Genomic DNA, 20,710 nt, shown 5'->3' with positions numbered 1-20,710 from the left:
GATGGCGCCGTCCCGTCCCGGCTTTGGCTGTAGCTGGCTGCCCTATGCGCTGGTGCTGCCGCAACTGCTGATCACCGCGGTATTTTTCCTCTGGCCGGCGGGGGAGGCGCTCTGGTACTCGGTGCAGCGCCTCGACCCGTTCGGCCTCTCCAGCGAGTTTGTCGGGCTGGAGAACTTCAGCGCGCTGTGGCAGGACGACACCTACCTCGCCTCTTTCTCCACCACCCTGATCTTCAGCGGGCTGGTGGCGGTGAGTGGGCTGGTGGTGTCGCTGCTGCTGGCGGCGATGGTGGATCGCGTGGTGCGGGGGCGGCGTCTCTACCAGACGCTGTTCATCCTGCCCTACGCGGTTGCGCCAGCGGTGGCGGCGGTGCTCTGGATGTTCCTGTTCAACCCCGGCATGGGGTTGATTGAGCATCTGCTGCGCACCTGGGGCTACGACTGGAACCACGCCCAGCACAGTGGGCAGGCGATGTTTTTGGTGGTGCTGGCCTCGGTCTGGAAGCAGGTGAGCTACAACTTCCTCTTCTTCCTGGCGGCGCTGCAATCCATCCCGCGCTCGCTGGTGGAGGCGGCGGCGATTGATGGCGCAGGCCCGGTGCGGCGCTTCTTCAATCTGGTGCTGCCGCTGATCTCGCCGGTCAGCTTCTTCCTGCTGGTGGTGAATTTGGTCTACGCCTTCTTCGACACCTTCCCGGTGATTGACGCCGCCACCGGCGGTGGCCCGGTGCAGGCGACCACCACGCTCATCTACAAGATCTACCGCGAAGGCTTCGCCGGGCTGGATCTGGCCAGCTCCGCCGCGCAATCCGTGGTGCTGATGCTGCTGGTGATTGGCCTGACCATCCTTCAGTTCCGCTTTGTTGAACGTAAGGTGCGTTACCAATGATCGAAAACCGCAAGGGGCTGGATCTCTTCTGCCATGTGATGCTGGCGCTCGGCGTGCTGGTGGTGCTGTTCCCGCTCTATGTGGCCTTTGTCGCCGCCACGCTGGATGACCGCGCGGTGTTCCAGGTGCCGATGACGCTGCTGCCCGGCAGCCATCTGTGGGAGAACGTCAGCACCATCTGGCAGCAGGGCGTCAGCCGCCACAGCGCGCCCTTTAGCCTGATGCTGCTCAACAGCGTGATCATGGCGCTGGCGATCACCCTCGGCAAGATTGGCGTCTCGATCCTGTCGGCCTACGCCATCGTCTATTTCCGCTTTCCGCTGCGCAACCTGTTCTTCTGGGTGATCTTCCTCACCCTGATGCTGCCGGTGGAGGTGCGGATCTTCCCGACCGTGGAGGTGATGGCCGGGCTGCACCTGATGGACAGCTACACTGGCCTGACGCTGCCGCTGATGGCCTCGGCGACCGCCACCTTCCTGTTCCGCCAGTTCTTTATGACCCTGCCGGATGAGTTGCTGGAGGCGGCGCGCATTGACGGCGCCGGGCCGATGCGCTTCTTCTGGGACGTGGTGCTGCCGCTGTCAAAAACCAATCTGGCGGCGCTGTTTGTCATCACCTTTATCTACGGCTGGAACCAATATTTGTGGCCGATTCTGATTACCAATGATGCCTCGATGGGCACCGCCGTGGCTGGCATCAAAAGCATGATTGCCAGCGGCGAGGGCACCACCCAGTGGAACCGGGTGATGGCGGCGATGCTGCTGACCTTGCTGCCGCCGCTGCTGGTGGTACTGGGGATGCAGCGCTGGTTTGTGCGCGGTCTGGTTGACAGTGAGAAGTGAGTTATGGCGAATCTGAAATTGCAGGCCGTCAGCAAGAGTTATGACGGCAAGACGCCGGTGATCCGGCAGATTGACCTGGATGTCGCCGACGGCGAGTTCATTGTGATGGTTGGCCCCTCCGGCTGTGGCAAATCGACCCTGCTGCGCATGGTGGCGGGGCTGGAGCGCACCAGCGGCGGCGACATCTACATCGGCAACCGGCGGGTGACCGACCTGGAGCCGAAGGATCGCGGCATCGCGATGGTGTTCCAGAACTATGCGCTCTACCCGCACATGAGCGTGTTTGACAACATGGCCTATGGCCTGAAGATCCGTGGCTTTGGCAAGGCGCAGATCGCCGAGCGGGTGGAGGAGGCGGCGCGCATTCTGGAGTTGCAGCCGCTGCTCAAGCGCAAACCGCGCGAGCTGTCGGGCGGCCAGCGCCAGCGGGTGGCGATGGGGCGCGCCATCGTGCGTGAGCCAGCGGTGTTCCTGTTTGATGAGCCGCTCTCCAACCTCGACGCCAAGCTGCGGGTGCAGATGCGGCTGGAGCTGCAACAGCTGCACCGCCGCCTGCGCACCACCAGCCTCTACGTCACCCACGATCAGGTGGAGGCGATGACGCTGGCGCAGCGGGTGATTGTGATGAACAAAGGCGTGGCCGAGCAGATTGGCACGCCGGAGGAGATCTACCAGCGGCCGGCGACGCGTTTTGTCGCGGGCTTTATGGGTTCGCCAGCGATGAACCTGCTGGCCGGCACCGTCGATGCCGAGGGGCGTGCGCTACGGCTAGCGGATGGCACGCTGCTGCCGCTGCCCGCGCCGCGCCCGGCGTGGCAGGGGCGGGAGTTGACCGTTGGCATCCGGCCGGAGCATATTCAGTGGGTGGAGCCGGGCGCGCGGGGCATCCCGCTGACGGTGCTGACCCTCGAGCGGCTGGGCGCAGACAATCTGGCGCATGGCCGCTGGGGCGATCAGGGCGTGGTGGTACGCCTCTCCCATGAGCACTGCCCGGCGGTCGGCTCCCAGCTCAATCTGGTGCTGCCGCCCACGGCGCTGCACGTTTTTGACACGGCTGACGGAGTACGGATGGAGTGATGGAGACAACAGACTGGCCCTACCCACGCATTGTTGCGCACCGCGGCGGCGGCTCGCTGGCACCGGAGAACACACTGGCGGCGATTGATACCGGCGCGCGCCACGGCCACACCATGATCGAGTTTGACGCCAAGCTGGCGCAGGATGGGAAGATCTTCCTGCTGCATGATGACACCCTGAATCGCACCAGCAATGGCTGGGGCGTGGCGGGCAACCTGCCGTGGAACCAGCTGGTGACGCTCGACGCTGGCAGTTGGTATAGCAGCGCCTTTCGCGATGAGCGGCTGCCGCTGCTCTCCGAGGTGGCGGCGCGCTGCGCGCAGCACGGGCTGATGGCGAACATTGAGATCAAGCCGACCACCGGCACCGACGAGGAGAGCGGCAAGGTGATCGCCTCTGCCGCCCGGCTGCTATGGCAGGGGCAGACGCCGCCGCTGCTCTCCTCCTTCTCGGTGGTGGCGCTGGCGGCGGCGCAACAGGCCGCGCCGGAGCTGCCGCGCGGGCTGCTGCTGGAGGCGTGGGATGAGGAGTGGCGCGCGCTGACCCAGCAACTGGGCTGCGTGTCGCTGCATATTGACCATCAGGCGCTGACCGCGGAGCGGGTGGCGCAGATCAAGGCCGCTGGCTTGCGCATTCTGGTCTATACCGTCAACAGCCCGGAGCGCGCGCGATTATTGCTCAACTGGGGCGTTGACTGCATCTGCACCGACCGGATAGATTTACTCGGGGCGGACTTCTCTTAGCAGGCTTATTATCTGCCGGGCGGGCCGCTGACCCTGTTGCCCGGCGGCAATCTACGGCGCCGGCTGTTGATGCAAGGAGCGCTATGCCTGCCTTTATCCTCTCCCTCTGGCACCAGATCCTGCTGTCGGTGCCGCTGTTTATCCTGATTGTGCTGGGCTACGGTTTGATCCGCTGGGGCAAGTGGCCGTCGTCACTGACCGATGGCCTGACGCGGCTGGTCTTCTCCGTGGCGCTGCCTGCCATGCTGTTCCGCATGATGTGTGACTTCAGCCAGCGGCCAGTGGTGGACGCCCGGCTGCTGATCGCTTTCTTCGGCAGTTGCCTGATTGTGTTCGTGCTGGGCCGCCTGCTGGCGCGCCACCTGTTCCGGCTGGATGGGGTGGCTGGCTCGGTGTTTGCCCTCGGCGGCATCTTTTCCAATAACGTAATGCTGGGCCTGCCGATTGCCACCGTGATGCTCGGCGAGGCGGCGGTGCCCTCAGTGGCGCTGGTGCTGGTGTTCAACGGGCTGATCCTCTGGACGCTGGTTACGGTGTCGGTGGAGTGGGCGCGCAACGGCTCGCTGACGCTCAAGGGCTTCACCAAGACCGCCCGCAGCGTGCTGACCAACCCGTTGATTATCGGCATCCTCAGCGGCACGGTATTTAGCCTGACCGGCCTGCCGCTGCCCGAGATGATCGACAAACCGGTGTCAATGCTGGGGCAGATGGCCTCGCCGCTGGCGCTGGTGGTGCTGGGGATGGGGCTGGCGGAGTACCGCATCCGCGATGGCTGGCGGCTGAGCAGCGCCATCTGTGTGATGAAGCTACTGGTGCAGCCGCTGGTGATCTGGTTACTGGCGTTGGCGCTGCATCTGCCGGAGATGGAGACGCGCGTGGTGGTGTTGCTCGGCTCTATGGCCGTGGGGGTGAATGTCTATCTGGTGTCGCGCCAGTTCAATACGCTGGGCGGCCCAGCGGCGGCCAGCCTGGTGATGTCCACCGCGCTGTCGGGCATCACCACGCCGCTGATTCTGACGCTGCTGGGCGTGCGAATCTAAATCAGGTCAGCGGTTGCCCGGCTGGCTCTGCTGGACGCGCTGCCGGTCAGTCTGCATCTGGCTGCGCAACTGCTGGTTCTGCTGCTGGGTGGCGCTGCGGCGATCCAGCTCCAACTGCCGCTGCTGGACTTGCTGGTTGGTTTGCATCCGCTGCTGGGTGCTGCGTTGCGCCGGGTTGTCCAGCATCCGTTGCTGGGTCTGCTGTGGTGTCAGCGCGCGAGAGTCCGCTGCCGCGTGCCCGGCCATCAGGCCAAGTGCCAGCAAGCAGGCGAGTGGGGTCAGGGTTTTCATCGTCTCCTCCGTTGCCCGGAACGGGCTTTTGGCTTCCTCATCCTTAAGTTTACGCCAGCCTGGCCGGGGAGGCAGTAAATCCCTGTCTGTTTGTGTAAATAATAAACAGACGTCAACCACCTTTGCTGAATTTTTCTCCTGCTGTTCCGTTACAATTCCCTTTTCCCTTTAAAGCGACGATCACTGTGTTTTTACTGATTATCACCACCATTTTATGGGCGTTCTCCTTTAGCCTGATTGGCGAGTACCTGGCCGGCCAGGTGGACAGCGTCTTCTCGGTACTGGTGCGGCTGGTACTGGCGACGCTGGTGTTCCTGCCGTTCCTGCGCTGGCGCGGCTATAAGGCGACGACCCTGCTGCTCTACATGGCGGTCGGGGCGATGCAGCTTGGCATCATGTACCTGATCAGCTTTCAGGCGTACCTCTACCTGACGGTGCCGGAGTTCCTGCTGTTTACCGTGATGACGCCGCTCTACGTGACGCTGATCTATGACCTGATCAGCGGCCGCGGCGTGCGCATCGGCTACGCCCTCAGCGCGCTGCTGGCGGTGGCGGGTGCGGCCATCATCCGCTATGACCACATCAGCGAGCACTTTGTGATTGGCCTGCTGCTGGTGCAGGCGGCCAACCTCTGCTTCGCCATCGGGCAGGTGGGCTACAAGCGGCTGATGGAGACGCGTCCGATGCCGCAGCACAGCGCTTTCTCCTGGTTCTATCTGGGGGCGGTACTCTGCGCAGTGGTGGCTTGGGTGCTGTTCGGCAACCCGAATAAGCTGCCGACCACCACCCTACAGTGGGGCGTGCTGGTGTGGCTGGGCGTGGGTGCCTCCGCACTCGGCTACTTCATGTGGAACGTCGGGGCGACGCAGGTGGATGCGGGAACGCTGGGCATTATGAATAACTTCCACGTCCCGGCCGGGCTGCTGGTTAACCTGGCGATCTGGCAACAGCAGCCCCATTGGCCGAGCTTTATTCTGGGTGCTGCAGTGATAATGGCATCGCTTTGGGTGCACCGGCGTTGGGTCGTGCAGCGTCCTTTACAAACGGCAGGTGATCGCACGCGTGCTGGCGCGCCGAACGAATAAAGTCCTCCGTTACCGGTTGGCGCTGCTCGCCCTCGCGCACGGCGGCGTACAACCGGCTCCATAATCCCCCGCCCAGGGTCTTGGTCACCACCAGCCCCTGGCGCTCAAAACTCTCCACCACCCAGTGCGGCAGCGCGGCGATGCCCATGCGTGCCGCCACCATCTGGATCAGCAGCAGGGTATTGTCCACGCTCTTCAGCGCCGGGCTGACACCGGCCGGTTGCAGGAAGTGCCGCCAAATATCCAGCCGCTGACGCTGCACCGGATAGATCATCAGCGTCTCATCACCCAGATCCTCCGGCTCAATCTGCGCCTTGCGCGCCAGCGGATGATCCGGTGCCAGCACCAGCCGCACCTCGAAATCAAACATCGGCGAGTAGTGCAGGCCGCTGCGCGGCAGGATGTCCGAGGTCAGCACCACGTCCAGCTCGCCCTGTTGCAGCGCTGGCTGCGGATCAAAGGTGACGCCCGACTTGAAGTCCATGATCACCTGCGGGAAGCGCTGGCGGAAGTTGTCGAGCGCTGGCGTCAGCCACTGGATGCAGCTATGGCACTCAATGGCGATGCGCAGCGTGGTCTGTTGCGGCTCATGACACGCCTGAAGCGCCTGCTGGATCTGCGGCAGCACCTGCTCGGCCAGTTGCAGCAAAATCTCCCCCTGTGGGGTAAAGCGCAGCGGCTGGCTCTTACGGACAAACAGGCGAAAGCCGAGCCGTTGCTCCAGATCGCTGAACTGGTGCGACAACGCGGACTGTGTCTGGTGGAGCTGGGCAGCGGCGGCGGCCAGGGAGCCGGTATTGCGCAGCGCTTGCAGCGTCCGTAAGTGTTTGAGTTCGATCATGAGAGTCCTTCACAGTGACAGTGAACATTTTGCGCTTGTGATCATACAGTACCTGCGGAATATGGATGTGTAAACATCTGGACGGCTAAATGAGGGTTTTGACCATGGCAATTCTGAACCATACTCTGGGTTTTCCGCGCGTAGGGCTGCATCGTGAGCTGAAAAAAGCCCAGGAGAGTTACTGGGCAGGCGATATGACGCAAGAAGCGCTGCTGGCGGTGGGGCGTGAATTGCGCGCCCGCCATTGGCAACAGCAGCGTGACGCCGGGGTGGATCTGCTGCCGGTCGGCGACTTCGCATGGTATGACCATGTGCTGGCCACCAGCCTGCTGCTCGGCAATGTGCCGCCGCGCCACCAAAATGCCTCCGGCACGCTGGATCTGGATACCCTGTTCCGCATTGCCCGTGGTCGCGCGCCAACCGGCGAGCCAGCCGCCGCCGCCGAGATGACCAAATGGTTCAACACCAACTACCACTACATTGTGCCGGAGTTCCATCAGGGCCAGCGCTTCACGCTGGCCTGGCCCCAGTTGCTGGATGAGGTGGACGAGGCGCTGGCGCTCGGCCACCGGGTGAAGCCGGTGCTGCTCGGCCCGGTCACCTACCTCTGGCTGGGCAAGGTGAAGGGCGAGCCGTTCGACCGCCTCTCGCTGCTCAATGACCTCCTGCCGGTCTACCAGCAGGTGCTGGCGGAACTGGCAAAACGCGGCATTGAGTGGGTGCAGATTGACGAGCCGGCGCTGGTGCTGGAGCTGCCGCCAGCGTGGCAGGCGGCCTTCAAGCCTGCCTACGCCGCGTTGAATGGCCAGACCAAGCTGCTGTTGACCACCTATTTCGACAGCATCGGCCATCACCTCGACACCCTTCGCACGCTGGACGTGCAGGGCCTGCACGTCGATCTGGTGGCGGGCCGCGATGATCCCCATGCGTTGGCAGCGGCCCTGCCGGCGGAGTGGGTGCTCTCGCTGGGCGTAATCAATGGCCGCAATGTCTGGCGCGCTGACCTCGCCACCTGGCTCAACCGCCTGCAACCGCTGGCGGCGCAATCGCGCACCCTGTGGCTGGGTAGCTCTTGCTCCCTGCTGCACAGCCCGATCGACCTGAGCGTCGAGAGCCGTCTGGACGAGGAGGTGAAGAGCTGGTTCGCCTTCGCGCTGCAAAAATGCGCCGAGCTGGCGCTGCTCAGCGACGCCCTGAACCACGGCGACCCGCAGACCCTGAAAAAAATCACCGACTACAGCGCGCCAATCCGTGCCCGCCGCGACTCCGGCCGCGTGCACAATGCGGCCGTCAGTGCGCGCCTGACCGCCATCACCGCGCAGGAGTGCGAGCGCCAGCACCCTTATCCGGTGCGGGCCGAGAAGCAGCGCGGCAAATTCCCGCTGCCAGCCTGGCCGACCACCACCATCGGCTCCTTCCCGCAGACCCCCGAGATCCGCGGCCTGCGTTTGGCGTTCAAACAGGGCCGGCTGGATGGCAGCCGCTACCGCACCGGCATCAGCGAGCACATCAGGCACGCGATCGCGGAGCAGGAGCGCCTCGGGCTGGACGTGCTGGTGCATGGCGAGGCAGAGCGCAATGACATGGTGGAGTACTTCGGCGAGCATTTGGACGGCTTCGTCTTCACCCAGAATGGCTGGGTGCAGAGCTACGGCTCCCGCTGCGTGAAGCCGCCGGTGATCATCGGGGATGTCAGCCGCCCGCAGGCCATCACCGTCGAGTGGGCGAAGTATGCCCAGTCGCTGACCGACAAACCGGTGAAAGGGATGCTGACCGGCCCGGTGACTATTCTCTGCTGGTCTTTCCCACGGGAAGATGTCAGCCGTGAGGTGATCGCCAGACAGATCGCGCTGGCGCTGCGTGATGAGGTGCAGGAGTTGGAGCAAGCGGGCATCGGCATCATCCAGATTGATGAGCCAGCCCTGCGCGAGGGGCTGCCGCTGCGCCGCAGCGAGTGGCAAGCCTATCTGGAGTGGGCGGTGGGGGCCTTCAAGCTGAACGCCGCCGTTGCCCGCGACGACACGCAGATCCACACCCACATGTGCTACTGCGAGTTCAACGACATCATGGAGGCCATCGCCGCGCTGGATGCCGATGTGATCACCATCGAAACCTCCCGTTCCGATATGGATCTGCTGGAAGCCTTCAAGGCGTTCGACTACCCGAACAGCATCGGCCCCGGCGTCTATGACATCCACTCGCCAAACGTCCCGAGCGTGGAGTGGATCGAGGCGCTGCTGCGCAAGGCGGCCGAAAACATCCCGGCGGAGCGTTTGTGGGTCAACCCGGACTGTGGCCTGAAGACCCGTGGCTGGCCGGAGACGCGCCAGGCCCTCGCCAACATGGTGACGGCGGCGAAGCGCCTGCGCACTGAATCGGCCTGATCGGAAAGGGCAAAACAGGGCGCGCTCGCGCCCATAACGCTTACACCACGCCAGTCAGACCACAGCGGCGGAACCACGCCAGCATCCGTTGCCAGCCATCGGCAGCCGCTTCCGGGTGATAGCTGGGACGGTAATCCGCATTGAACGCGTGACCGGCCTCCGGGTAGACCACTATCTCGGCCTCCGCGTTGGCGGCACGCAGCGCCTGACGCATGGTCTCCACCGTCGCTTGGGGAATGCCGTGATCCTGGCCGCCATACAGCCCAAGCACCGGGGCGTTGAGATCGACGGCAATGTCCACCGGATGCTTCGGCTGGTTCAGGGATTTGTCGCCCACCAGCTTGCCATACCACGCCACCGCCGCCTTGAGCTGCGGATTGTGGGCGGCATAGAGCCAGGCAATGCGACCGCCCCAGCAGAAGCCGGTCACCGCCAATTGGTTGGCCGCGCCGCCATTGCGGGTCGCCCAGTGGGCAGTGTGATCCAGATCGGCCAGTACCTGCTGGTCTGGCACCTTGCTGACCAACTGGCTAAAGAGTTCATCAATGCTCTGGTACTGCTGCGGATCGCCCTGGCGGAAGTAGAGTTCCGGCGCGATCGCCAGATAGCCCTCTTTCGCCAGCCGGCGGCAGAGATCGCGGATGTGCTCATGCACGCCGAAAATCTCCTGCACCACCAGAACCACCGGCAATGGGCCAGCGGCGGCGGCCGGGCGTGCCATGTAGGCTGGCATACTCTCACCCTGCGTCGGGATGGTGGTTTCGCTGGTGTACAGATCCTGTTCATCCGTATGGCGGGTGGTGGAGGCAATCGGCGCAACGGCGGGGGCAAAACCGTCGCTGGCCTGCGTGTTCAGGGGTTCATCATGTTTCATGGCGGTCTCCGCATCGTCGTAGGGTAGCGCTGTGCAGCATTAACTATAGGAAATAAAACCAGAACGGGCAGGGAGGAGACGAGCAGGGTAGACGACGGGGGAGAAACTCCGCGCCCAAGGGCGCGGAGGGAGGGACATTACTTGAAGCTGCCTTGGATGCCGATGTGGCCGACGTAGCCTTCCATATCGTCATCCATGCCTTTGCGGTACTGCACGTCGGCGTAGATCCAGGTGTTCTCTGCCAGACGGGCGGTCATGCCCGCGCCAGTCTGCCACCAGGTGGTGCTCAGGTCAGCCTGCACGTCGCTGTTGGCTACCCGCACGGTCGGGGCATCGGTGAAGTTGTGCAACACGTCCGCCGTCAGGTAGGGCTTGAAGGTCTCCTGCTCTTTGTTCTCCTGCTGGTCGCGGAACAACCGCACCCCGACGCGGCCAGTCAGCGCGCTCTCATTGACGCCAGAGACGGTAGAGATCGCATCGCCAAAGTCTTCGCTAATCAGATATTGGTAGATCAGTTGGCCCTGCGGCTCAATTTTCCAGTTCTCGCTGAGCGCGTATGGCTTGCCGCCTTCCGCGGAGAGCAGGGTACCAAAGCTGTTCTGGCGGGCATCGTAACGGCTCTCATATTTGTTGCGGTAGTAGGTGAACTGACCTACCAGATCGACGTAGCTGCCATCCTGCGCATAGCGGGTGTAGTAGCCGCCCACGCTGTAGGCATCCGTATGCAGCGAGCCGGTCTCTACCGGCTTGTCGCCGTACCGGCGCGCCTGATCCTGGTTGTCAGAGTTCTGGTAACCGAGGGTCACCATCACCCCGCCATGCACGCGGGTGCCGTTGTCCGTCTCATCCTGATAGAGGTCAGTACCAAACTGGGCAAACCAGGAGTCGGTGTCATAGCCGAAGTAGCCCGCATTGAAGGAGGTGCTGTTGCCGCCGGTACGCGCCCAGGCGAGGTTGTTGTAGTTGCGTGCGTACTGCTCGGCATCACCCATGCGCTCATGCAGGGTACCGACCGTTTGCAGGCCGTAGTAGAGGTTCAGGTAAGGGGCGACCGCGTAGCCGGGCACCTCTTCACGGTACGGCTTCACATCAGCAGGAACACGGTTGTCATCACCGCCATTGTCGCCGCCGTTGTCGCCGCCGTTGTCACCGCCGTTGTCACCGCCATTGTCGCCGCCGTTGTCGCCGCCGTTGTCGCCGCCGTTGTCGCCGCCGTTATCGCCGCCGTTGTCGTCACCGCCGTTATCGCCGCCGTTGTCGTCACCGCCGTTGTCATCGCCGCCGTTGTCGTCATCGCCATTGTCGTCGCCGTTGTCATCGGGATCGTTATATTGAGCGCGCAGATACCAGTCGTTGGTATCAGCCGAGCCTTCAGCATCCCCTTCAAACAGGTAGTAATCATAGGCGCCGATACTGACCGTATTCCCCAGTGCGAAGGTGGCGTGGCTTTGATCCTGAATCTCCACCACCTCGATGCCATTGCCCTCGGTGGCGGCACCATCGCCCCGGCCATTGATATACAGGGTGAAATTACTGCCGCTGGCGGCATTGGCGGCGATGATCTTGTCGCTCTGGCTGCTGGCACCGCCCTCATTCAGCTCGGTATTGAGGTAGAAGCTGCCACTGCCCGACAGCGACTGAGTGGTCAGGGTTTTGTAGTCGCCCTCTGGCGCGAAGTGGACGCTGCTGTTGTCCATCGCCAGTGAGTTGACCGTGGAGCTGGCGCTCATGTTCCAGGTACTGTCCTTGGCCGTCAGGTCGATATTGCCTTGGGACGCGCCATTGAAGGTGGAGTCCAGCAGCCCCATGGTGAGCTGGTTCGCCAGATTGTCCTGCGCTTCCACCACCACGTTGCCGGTCACGGTGCTGCCATTTTCCGCCGTGAAGTTCAGCTTGGCGGACTGGGCCTGCAACTCGGCGCTTTTGGTGGCGTCGGCTTGGTTAGCGACATAGATCGCCTGACCCTGGCCTGCGTTCAGGTCAGTATGGTTAAAATCCACTGTCCAGTTGCCGCCATCCGCGGCCAGAGCCGGGGAGGATTGGTGGCTGGTCAGGCTCGATTGGGTGAGGTTTAGGGTGCCGCCCTGCTCGCTGGCGGCCGCACCGGTGCGCTGTTGCAGCACAATGGCGGCGCTGTTTTCAGACTGGTGATCAATATTCAGCTGGTTGCCGGTGACGGTGGCTTGGGTATCAATTTCGATGGAGTGGCTGTTGGCGCCGAGGGTGATGAGCGTGGCGTCCTGCGTGGTGCCCGCCAGAGAGACGCTACTGCCGCCGTGCGCCTGCACGGTCAGGCTGTCAGCGCCGGTGCTGGAGAGGGTGCTGTCTGTCAGCGTGACTGCGGCTTTTTGGTCAACGGCGATGGCTGAGGCACTCTTACCGGTGGTGGAGAGTGAGGCGTTGGTGGCAGTGACGGTGCTCCCTTCGCCACTGGCGGTCACTGCATGGCTGCCTGTCCCGCCGGTTTTAACGCTCAGATTCCCGGTTTCGACGCTGTTTTTTTTGCCGTTGAGATTGATGCCAGCGCTGTTGTCGCCTGCGGTGGTGACCGACATATCCGCCATAAGGCTGAAGGTATTATTATCACCCTCCAAATAAACACCGTCTGAATTAATATTATTGGTTTTAATTGTCAGTGGGCTCAATAATTCTACGGTGCTACCATTCCGAGAATAAATACCTTTGGCACTCTCGCCGGTGGTGGAAATGCTAGTGGTCGTTCCCCTCTTAGTACCGTTATCGTCAATTATTTTGATATTTTCTTCGAAGACTCTTCCACCATCATGGACATAAATGCCGTGTGAATTATTGCCAGTAGTAACAATAGATAAATCACCTGGGTAGATAGTTAAACTATGCGGACTCTCCGCGCTGTTGCCACTGATATTGATGGGTGGAGCATTATCATTACCACCGTCATTAATTTCGGTGGCGTGCGTGGTGGCGCTGAATCCGACGCCGCCAACGGCGAGCATTAACGGTAAGGCTTTAAGTATATTTGAGGCGAGAGGGGTGCGTACTGTATTGAGCGTTTTCAATTGTTCATCCTTGTAGAAAGTTTTATGCAGAAAATGGGAAAAATGCGCAGCCTGAAATTCTAATTCCTAAAAAAATAAGCAAACATTTATTTGTTATTTAATTTCCATTAAGGATTGTTTAATTTGGAGACTAACAATTAGGAAATTTATTTATTTAATCTAAATGAGTTAAATTCTAATTATTCAATTCTTGGCGTAACCTTGGGGTAGACTGGGTAAGGGGCATGGCTGTTCAGCTCTTGCCACCTATCGGCGAGGTCTGTTCACGCGCGATATTTTTCAGCCAGCAGAGGGGCCGGGTAGGGTGGCAGGCACTGGTATGGAAGCGGAAAAGGGTGCGATAATGGCGTTAATGTGAATCTTGTCACATTAATTTGGCAACTTGTGCATACGTGTTGCATTGGCAGTGATGGTTATCACAAAAAATTAACTGATTTTTCAGTACACTCTCTTTTTATTCCCGGCAAAGCGTTGTTAACAGGAGTTTCCTATGTCTAAGTCTGATGTTTTCCACCTTGGCCTGACCAAGGCTGACCTGCAGGGTGCCACCCTGGCGATCGTACCCGGTGACCCAGAGCGCGTAGAGAAGATTGCCCGCCTGATGGAAAACCCGGTCAAGCTGGCGTCCCATCGTGAGTTTACGTCATGGCGCGCCGAGCTGGACGGCAAGGCCGTGGTGGTCTGCTCGACCGGCATCGGTGGCCCCTCCACCTCCATCGCGGTGGAAGAGCTGGCGCAACTGGGCGTACGCACTTTCCTGCGCATCGGCACCACCGGCGCCATCCAGAACCACATTAACGTCGGCGACGTGCTGGTCACCACCGCGGCCGTGCGCCTTGATGGTGCCAGCCTGCACTTCGCACCGATGGAGTTCCCGGCCGTGGCCGATTTCGCCTGTACCACTGCGCTGGTAGAGGCCGCCAAGGCAGTGGGCGCGACCACCCATATCGGCGTCACCGCCTCCTCCGACACCTTCTACCCCGGCCAGGAGCGTTATGACACCTTCTCTGGCCGCGTGGTGAACCGCTTCAAAGGCTCGATGGAGGAGTGGCAGGCAATGGGCGTGATGAACTACGAAATGGAGTCCGCCACGCTGCTGACCATGTGCGCGAGCCAGGGGCTGCGTGCGGGCATGGTGGCAGGGGTGATCGTCAACCGCACCCAGCAAGAGATCCCGAATGCCGAAACCATGAAGCAGACCGAGAGCCACGCGGTGAAAATCGTGGTCGAGGCGGCGCGCCGTCTGGTGTGATTGCTTTGCCAACATGAACAGGGCGCTGCGGCGCCCTTTTTTTATGGCGGCAACTTTGCACAACTCAAGGCTTGTTTACCCAAGGTTACAGGCAGGATGGCCGTTAGGCAGGTATTCTGATGGGTCTGCCCGTTTATCAGATGGAGTGACCTGTGACAATTGCCAGCATCGTGGCCGATACCCTGGAGCTGGTGCGCCAGCATGAGCAGTGGGCCGCGCCCGTGGTTTTCCTACTGGCATTCGCCGAATCGATGGCGTTTCTTTCGCTGCTGGTGCCCGCCACCCTCATCTTGCTGGGCGTCGGCGCACTGATTGCCGAGGCCGGGCTGGCCTTCTGGCCGATCTGGACGGCCGCCGCTATCGGCGCGTTTTTGGGAGATTGGATCTCCTTCTGGATTGGCGATCGCTACCAGCATCAGGTCAGCCAACTCTGGCCCTTTACCCGCCAGCCGCAGTTGTTGGCGCGCGGCCACGACTTCTTCGCCCGCTGGGGAGTGATGGGGGCCTTTTTCGGCCGCTTCATCGGCCCCTTGCGGGCAGTGGTGCCGCTGGTGGCGGGCATGTGCGGGATGCGCCAGCAGCACTTCCAACTGGCGAACGGCGTGTCGGCGCTGATCTGGGCCAGCCTGATGCTGATGCCGGGGGCTTTTGGCATCGACTGGCTGCGCGGGCTGTTCTGACCGGGGTCGCCACAATCTTTGCGAGCCGGGTTCCGGCGCAAGAATGCGTTCTGGACAGGCCCCGCCACTTTCCTTAACGTGGCAGGTTCACGGTGATTGAGGGCGAAACCGGCATGGAGATCAGCATCCTTTACACCCTGCTGGCGGCAGTGGCGGGCCTCGGCGGCGGTTGGCTCTGCGCAGCCATGCGCCACCAGCAGCGGCAGGCCCGGCACGGCGCCGCGCTGCAACTGGCGGAGCAGGCACTGGCGCAGGAGCAGCAGGCGCGCCAGACGCTCGCCACCCAAGAGCAGCGCACCCGCCAGCAACTGCGAGACAGCGAACTGGAGTTGCGGACGCTCTACGGCGAGGTGGCCGCCGGGCAGGAGCGGCTCCAGCAACTGGCGCACTGGCGCGCGGAGTGTGAGCAGCTCAATCAGGAGCTACGCGCCCAGCGTGAAATCAACAGTATGCAGGAGGCGGAGCTGCGGGAGGTGACCATCCGGCTGGAGGAGACCCGGCTGGCGGCCGAGGAGAAGCAGCGTTTGCTGATGAACAGTGAGCAGCGCCTCAGCACCCAGTTCGAGCAACTCGCCCACCGGGTATTTGAGCAGACTGGCCGACGGGTGGATGAGCAGAACCGCCAGAGTTTAGATCGGCTGTTGCTGCCGCTGCGCGAGCAACTCGACGGTTTCCGCCGCCAGGTGCAGGAGGGCTTCGGCCAGGAGGCGCGTGAGCGCCACACCCTGGCCCATGAGATCAAAAACCTGCAACAACTCAATGCCCGGATGGCGCAGGAGGCGCTCAACCTCACCCGCGCGCTGAAGGGCGACAACAAACTCCAGGGCAACTGGGGGGAGCTGGTGCTCAGCCGGGTGCTGGAGGCGTCTGGGTTGCGCGAGGGGCATGAGTATGAGACGCAGGTCAGCATCCGCCTCGACGGCAACAGCCGGATGCAGCCGGATGTGATTGTCCGCCTGCCGCAGGAGAGGGATGTGGTTATCGACGCCAAAATGTCGCTGGTGGCCTACGAGCGCTACTTCAACAGCGTTGATGACGCCGAGCGGGAAGCGGCGCTCAATGAGCATCTCGCCTCCCTGCGCGGCCATATCCGGCAGCTTGGCCGCAAGGATTACCAGCAACTGCCCGGCCTACGCTGCCTCGATTACGTGCTGATGTTCATTCCGGTGGAGCCAGCCTTCCTGCTGGCGATTGACCGTGAGCCAGAGCTGATCAACGAGGCGTTGCGCCACAATATCATGCTGGTCAGCCCCACCACGCTGCTGGTGGCGCTGCGTACCATCTCCAACCTCTGGCGCTACGAGCAGCAGAGCCAAAATGCGCAACGCATCGCCGAACGCGCCGCCCGCCTGTATGACAAGCTACGCTTATTTGTGGATGACATGGAATCGATGGGCCAGAGCCTCGACAAAGCGCAGCTAAGTTATCGGCTGGCAATGAACAAACTGACACAAGGGCGTGGTAACCTTATAGGACAGGTTGAAGGTTTCCGGGCCATGGGCGTTGAAGTAAAACGGCCTATCAGCCCATCACTGGCCGCCGTCGCCCGGGCGGAAGAGACGCCGGACGGCGTATGGCCAGAGCCGGAGGTGCCGCAGGAGGATCAGCGGCCCGGCTATCCGCTGCCAGAGGGGCAACCGCCAATCAGCAGCAGACGTAATAATTGGCACCATAATGAAGCGACCCCGGGTGTGACCACGGGGACACCGGCGGGGTTTGGTGATCCTCACCCCCATGAGATTGACTGAAAAACGGGCAGAAAAACATGGTAGATCAGAACCAGGAAACCACACACTTCGGTTTCCGCACCGTGGCGAAAGATGAAAAAGCGGGCATGGTGGCAGAGGTATTCCACTCGGTGGCAGCGAAATATGACCTGATGAACGACCTGATGTCGTTCGGCATCCACCGCATCTGGAAACGTTTCACCATCGATTGCAGCGGCGTGCGCCGCGGCCAACGGGTGCTGGACCTGGCCGGTGGCACCGGCGACCTGACGGCGAAGTTCTCCCGTCTGGTGGGTGACACCGGTGAGGTGGTGCTGGCAGACATCAATGACTCCATGCTGAAAATGGGCCGCGAGAAGCTGCGCAATCTGGGCGTGGTCGGCAACGTCAGCTACGTGCAGGCCAACGCCGAGGCACTGCCCTTCCCGGACAACTACTTTGATTGCATCACCATCTCCTTCGGCTTGCGCAACGTCACCGAAAAAGAGAAGGCGCTGCGCTCCATGTTCCGCGTGCTGAAGCCGGGCGGCCGCCTGCTGGTGCTGGAGTTCTCCAAGCCCGTGCTGGAGCCGCTGAACAAGGCCTATGACGCCTACTCCTTCCACCTGCTGCCGCGCATCGGCGAGCTGGTGGCGCAGGATGCGGAGAGCTACCGCTATCTGGCGGAGTCAATCCGTATGCACCCCGATCAGGAGACCCTGAAAGGGATGATGAGCGACGCTGGCTTCGATCACGTCAGCTACCACAACCTCACTGGAGGCATTGTTGCCTTACATCGCGGTTTCAAATTCTGACGGGGGGATGCCATGTTGTTGACCCCGTTAATCACGGCGGCGCTGGAGACTGGCCTTAACCGGCTGCTCTACCGCGAACCGAGCATGAAAGCGGCACGGCTGCGGCTGGCTGGCAAGATCCTGCGCATTCGCCTGCAAGAGCTGGATACCCCAATCACGCTGGTGTTCAGCGAGCGTCAGGTGGATGTGGTGGGGGAGTGGGCCGGCGACGCCGACTGCACGGTCACCACCCGGCTGGGTGTGCTGCGCAAACTGCGCGATCGCACGCAACTCTCGCCACTGATGCGCGCGGGCGAACTGGTGGTGGAGGGCGACTTGCAGGTCGTCCAGCGACTGGTCGCGCTGCTGGATATGGCCGAGTGGGAACCCGCTGACCTGTTGGCACCCTACGTCGGCGACATCGCCGCGCAAGGGCTGTCGCAGGCGGCGCGCAAGGGCTTCTCATTTTTCACCTCCTCCTTCGTGCGCCAGCAGGGGCACCTCAGTGAGGCGCTGACCGAAGAGTGGCGTCTGGCACCCAGCCCGCTGGAAGTGGTCTGGTTCAATGAAGAGGCCGATGCGCTGGCGCGCCAGCTGGAGGCCCTCGATGCCCGTCTGAATACCCTGGAGGCGAAGTCATGACCCCTGGTGAACTCTGCCGCCTCTACCTGATTGTCCGCGTCTTCCTGAGCTACGGTCTGGATGAGCTTATTCCCCGGATGCGCCTGACGCTGCCGCTGCGCTTTGGCCGGCGGCTGCTGTTCTGGATGCCCAACCGCCACAAAGACAAGCAGCTGGGCGTGCGTTTGCGTCTGGCAATGCAGGAGCTGGGGCCGGTCTGGATCAAGTTTGGGCAGATGATGTCCACCCGTCGCGACCTGTTCCCGCCGCTGATCGCTGATGAGCTGGCACTGTTGCAGGATCGGGTGCCGCCCTTTGATGGCCGCCGCGCCCGCCGCCACATTGAAGAGGCGCTGGGTGGCCCGCTGGAGACCTGGTTTGAGGACTTCGACGAGAAGGCCCTGGCCTCCGCCTCCATCGCGCAGGTGCACACCGCCCGCCTGAAGGAGAATGGCAAAGAGGTGGTCGTGAAGGTGATCCGCCCGGACATCCTGCCGGTGATCAAGGCCGATATGCGCCTGATGAACCGTCTGGCTGGCTGGTTGCCGAAACTGCTGCCCGATGGCCGCCGCCTGCGGCCGATTGAGGTGGTGCGCGAGTATGAGAAGACCCTGCTCGATGAGCTGAACCTGCTGCGCGAGGCGGCCAACTCCATCCAACTGCGTCGCAACTTTGACGGCAGCAACATGCTCTACGTGCCGGAGGTCTACTCCGACTACTGCCGCGAAACGGTGCTGGTGCTGGAGCGCATCTACGGCATCCCGGTATCGGACGTGCCGACCCTGCTGGCGCAGGGCACCAACATGAAGCTGCTGGCGGAGCGTGGGGTGCAGGTCTTCTTCACCCAGGTGTTCCGTGACAGCTTCTTCCATGCGGACATGCACCCCGGCAACATCTTTGTCAGCTATGAACACCCGGACGATCCGCTCTATATCGGCATCGACTGTGGCATCGTTGGCTCACTGAACAAGGCGGACAAACGCTATCTGGCGGAGAACTTCATCGCCTTCTTCAATCGCGACTACCGCCGGGTGGCGGAGCTGCACGTGGATTCCGGCTGGGTGCCGCCGGACACCAACGTCGAAGATTTTGAGTTCGCCATCCGCACGGTGTGTGAGCCGATCTTTGAGAAGCCGCTGGCTGATATCTCCTTCGGGAATGTGCTGCTTAACCTGTTTAACACCGCCCGCCGGTTTAATATGGAAGTGCAGCCGCAACTGGTGCTGTTGCAAAAGACCCTGCTCTACGTGGAGGGGCTGGGCCGCCAGCTCTACCCGCAGCTGGATCTCTGGACCACCGCCAAGCCCTTCCTGGAGAATTGGCTGCATGACCAAGTCGGCCTGCCGGCGATGGTTCGCGCCTTCAAGCAGAAAGCGCCGTTCTGGGCCGAAAAGCTGCCTGAGCTGCCGGATCTGGTGTACGAGAACCTGCAACGCAATCGCCAGCTACACCACAGCGTGGAGAAGATCTCCGCCGAGCTGCGTGAGCATCGGGTGCGTAACGGCCAGTCGCGCTATCTGTTTGGCATTGGCGCGACGCTGCTGTTGAGCGGCACCATCATGCTGGTGGGCGATCAGGAGACCTACCCGGCCTGGCTGATGGTCGGCGGTGTGATTGCCTGGCTACTTGGCTGGCAGCGTGCCGGCAAGTGAATTTAGCAGGAAAGCTTACAAAGCTGCCGTATAATGCGGCAGTATGATTTTTTCCCAGACTCTGAGAGGTAAATACGATGGGTGGCATTAGCATTTGGCAGTTACTGATTATCGCAGTGATCGTGGTTTTGCTGTTTGGTACCAACAAACTGCGTAATCTGGGTTCAGACTTGGGGACGTCAATCAAGGGCTTCAAGAAAGCCATGGGCGATGACCAGACTCCCGCCGCAAAATCTGAACACTCCTCCAATGACGCTGACTTTACCAAAACCCTGACTGACAAACCGACGCAGGTGAAGTCAGACGAGGCCAAGAGCAAAGACAAAGAGCAGGTGTAAACCGTGTTCGATATTGGATTTAGTGAACTGTTGCTGGTGCTGGTGATTGGTCTGGTGGTGCTTGGGCCAGAACGGTTGCCGGTGGCAGTCAGAACAGTGGCGGGATGGATCCGCACCTTGCGCTCGCTGGCAGCCTCTGTCCAGAACGAGTTGTCGCAGGAGCTGAAGTTGCAGGAGCTGCAGGACAGCCTGAAGAAGGCTGAAGAGGCTGGGCTGAAGAACCTCACCCCGGAGCTGAAGACGTCGATGGAGGAGCTGAAAGAGGCGGCCGAATCGATGAAGCGCGGGTACAAAGAGGGCGTGGACGAGGTGGCGCAGACCATCCACAATCCGGTGCTGACCGATCCGGAAGCCATCCATGATGGCGTGACGCCCGCGGAGGCAGCGACCGTCGCCAGCGCCCCGGCGAAAGCGCCCGCCGCGCCCGCCCCAGCGGCACCGGTTACCCTGACCAAGGCTGACGCGCCGGCTCCAGCAACCAAACCTGAAGTCAACGCGCCAGCCCCAGCGGCGGCACCGGCCGAGTCGGCCTCTTCTCCTCAACCAACGGGCGATCGTTAAAA

The 20,710-nt window shown here is 61.9% G+C and carries 18 protein-coding genes and 1 pseudogene; 15 read left to right on the top strand and 4 right to left on the bottom strand.

Translation table 11 applies throughout. From position 1 onward, the window contains the following. Position 1 precedes the first annotated feature (1 nt). The 5 genes from ugpA to C1N62_RS16360 all read left to right on the top strand — a co-directional run bounded on the left by ugpA (position 2) and on the right by C1N62_RS16360 (position 4,591). Positions 2 to 889: a sn-glycerol-3-phosphate ABC transporter permease UgpA gene (gene ugpA / locus C1N62_RS16380; RefSeq protein WP_137764623.1), complete on the top strand. Its 888-nt coding sequence runs from the start codon at positions 2 to 4 to the stop codon at positions 887 to 889. Continuing rightward, the gene (ugpE, locus tag C1N62_RS16375; protein WP_137764622.1) at positions 886 to 1,731 is read left to right on the top strand and encodes a sn-glycerol-3-phosphate ABC transporter permease UgpE; all 846 of its coding nucleotides are present in this window, start codon (positions 886 to 888) and stop codon (positions 1,729 to 1,731) included. The genes ugpA and ugpE overlap by 4 nt, the downstream gene beginning before the upstream one ends. Before the next feature lie 3 nt (positions 1,732 to 1,734). Continuing rightward, positions 1,735 to 2,808 (top strand): sn-glycerol-3-phosphate import ATP-binding protein UgpC, encoded by a 1,074-nt coding sequence (locus tag C1N62_RS16370; RefSeq protein WP_137764621.1) that lies wholly within the window; start codon positions 1,735 to 1,737, stop codon positions 2,806 to 2,808. Then, a complete protein-coding gene (gene ugpQ, locus C1N62_RS16365) occupies positions 2,808 to 3,551 on the top strand; it encodes a glycerophosphodiester phosphodiesterase (protein ID WP_137764620.1) in 744 nt (247 codons plus the stop codon). The genes C1N62_RS16370 and ugpQ overlap by 1 nt, the downstream gene beginning before the upstream one ends. A gap of 83 nt (positions 3,552 to 3,634) precedes the next feature. Next, the gene (locus C1N62_RS16360; RefSeq protein WP_137764619.1) at positions 3,635 to 4,591 is read left to right on the top strand and encodes an AEC family transporter; all 957 of its coding nucleotides are present in this window, start codon (positions 3,635 to 3,637) and stop codon (positions 4,589 to 4,591) included. 6 nt (positions 4,592 to 4,597) lie between these two features. On the opposite strand, the gene C1N62_RS16355 is transcribed toward C1N62_RS16360, so the two are convergent. Then, positions 4,598 to 4,882, bottom strand: coding sequence for a DUF2756 domain-containing protein (locus C1N62_RS16355; protein ID WP_137764618.1), 285 nt, complete (start codon positions 4,880 to 4,882; stop codon positions 4,598 to 4,600). A gap of 185 nt (positions 4,883 to 5,067) precedes the next feature. On the opposite strand from C1N62_RS16355, the gene C1N62_RS16350 reads away from it, so the two are divergent. Beyond that, positions 5,068 to 5,967 (top strand): carboxylate/amino acid/amine transporter, encoded by a 900-nt coding sequence (locus tag C1N62_RS16350; RefSeq protein ID WP_137764617.1) that lies wholly within the window; start codon positions 5,068 to 5,070, stop codon positions 5,965 to 5,967. Here C1N62_RS16350 and metR read toward each other — a convergent pair. Next, positions 5,852 to 6,808 (bottom strand): HTH-type transcriptional regulator MetR, encoded by a 957-nt coding sequence (gene metR, locus C1N62_RS16345; RefSeq protein WP_137764616.1) that lies wholly within the window; start codon positions 6,806 to 6,808, stop codon positions 5,852 to 5,854. The genes C1N62_RS16350 and metR overlap by 116 nt on opposite strands. A 104-nt stretch (positions 6,809 to 6,912) precedes the next feature. Here metR and metE point away from each other — a divergent pair, with 104 nt between their 5' ends. After that, positions 6,913 to 9,192: a 5-methyltetrahydropteroyltriglutamate--homocysteine S-methyltransferase gene (gene metE / locus C1N62_RS16340; protein ID WP_137764615.1), complete on the top strand. Its 2,280-nt coding sequence runs from the start codon at positions 6,913 to 6,915 to the stop codon at positions 9,190 to 9,192. A gap of 40 nt (positions 9,193 to 9,232) precedes the next feature. Here the strand turns inward: metE and C1N62_RS16335 are convergent, their stop codons facing one another. Both C1N62_RS16335 and C1N62_RS16330 read right to left on the bottom strand, forming a co-directional pair. After that, positions 9,233 to 10,066 (bottom strand): dienelactone hydrolase family protein, encoded by an 834-nt coding sequence (locus tag C1N62_RS16335; RefSeq protein ID WP_137764614.1) that lies wholly within the window; start codon positions 10,064 to 10,066, stop codon positions 9,233 to 9,235. 137 nt (positions 10,067 to 10,203) lie between these two features. Next, a complete protein-coding gene (locus C1N62_RS16330; protein ID WP_240775708.1) occupies positions 10,204 to 12,621 on the bottom strand; it encodes an autotransporter outer membrane beta-barrel domain-containing protein in 2,418 nt (805 codons plus the stop codon). Between the two features lie 973 nt (positions 12,622 to 13,594). On the opposite strand from C1N62_RS16330, the gene udp reads away from it, so the two are divergent. The 8 genes and pseudogenes from udp (at position 13,595) to tatB (ending at position 20,708) form a co-directional block, all read left to right on the top strand. Continuing rightward, positions 13,595 to 14,356, top strand: a complete 762-nt coding sequence (udp, locus tag C1N62_RS16325) for a uridine phosphorylase (RefSeq protein WP_137764612.1) — start codon at positions 13,595 to 13,597, stop codon at positions 14,354 to 14,356. Between the two features lie 152 nt (positions 14,357 to 14,508). Beyond that, positions 14,509 to 15,036, top strand: coding sequence for a DedA family protein (locus C1N62_RS16320; protein ID WP_137764611.1), 528 nt, complete (start codon positions 14,509 to 14,511; stop codon positions 15,034 to 15,036). 113 nt (positions 15,037 to 15,149) lie between these two features. Next, positions 15,150 to 16,607 (top strand): annotated as a pseudogene (gene rmuC, locus C1N62_RS16315) (DNA recombination protein RmuC); the annotation flags it as partial. Between the two features lie 194 nt (positions 16,608 to 16,801). Next, positions 16,802 to 17,557, top strand: a complete 756-nt coding sequence (gene ubiE / locus C1N62_RS16310) for a bifunctional demethylmenaquinone methyltransferase/2-methoxy-6-polyprenyl-1,4-benzoquinol methylase UbiE (protein WP_137764610.1) — start codon at positions 16,802 to 16,804, stop codon at positions 17,555 to 17,557. Positions 17,558 to 17,569: 12 nt separating this feature from the next. Beyond that, on the top strand, positions 17,570 to 18,178 hold the full coding sequence (locus C1N62_RS16305) for an SCP2 domain-containing protein (protein WP_137764609.1): 609 nt from the start codon (positions 17,570 to 17,572) through the stop codon (positions 18,176 to 18,178). Next, positions 18,175 to 19,809 carry a ubiquinone biosynthesis regulatory protein kinase UbiB gene (gene ubiB, locus C1N62_RS16300; RefSeq protein ID WP_137764608.1) on the top strand — a complete coding sequence of 545 codons (1,635 nt, stop codon included), beginning with the start codon at positions 18,175 to 18,177 and terminating at the stop codon, positions 19,807 to 19,809. Before C1N62_RS16305 ends, ubiB begins: the two co-directional genes overlap by 4 nt. Positions 19,810 to 19,886: 77 nt before the next feature. Next, positions 19,887 to 20,147: a Sec-independent protein translocase subunit TatA gene (gene tatA, locus C1N62_RS16295; protein WP_137764607.1), complete on the top strand. Its 261-nt coding sequence runs from the start codon at positions 19,887 to 19,889 to the stop codon at positions 20,145 to 20,147. A 3-nt stretch (positions 20,148 to 20,150) separates the two neighbouring features. Further along, on the top strand, positions 20,151 to 20,708 hold the full coding sequence (tatB, locus tag C1N62_RS16290) for a Sec-independent protein translocase protein TatB (protein ID WP_137764606.1): 558 nt from the start codon (positions 20,151 to 20,153) through the stop codon (positions 20,706 to 20,708). Positions 20,709 to 20,710: the final 2 nt, after the last annotated feature.

Origin of the sequence: Nissabacter sp. SGAir0207, assembly GCF_005491205.1 — a bacterium.
Classification (GTDB): domain Bacteria; phylum Pseudomonadota; class Gammaproteobacteria; order Enterobacterales; family Enterobacteriaceae; genus Chimaeribacter.
Note: the sequence above shows the minus strand (reverse complement) of the source record. Positions and strands in the feature narration are given on the sequence as shown.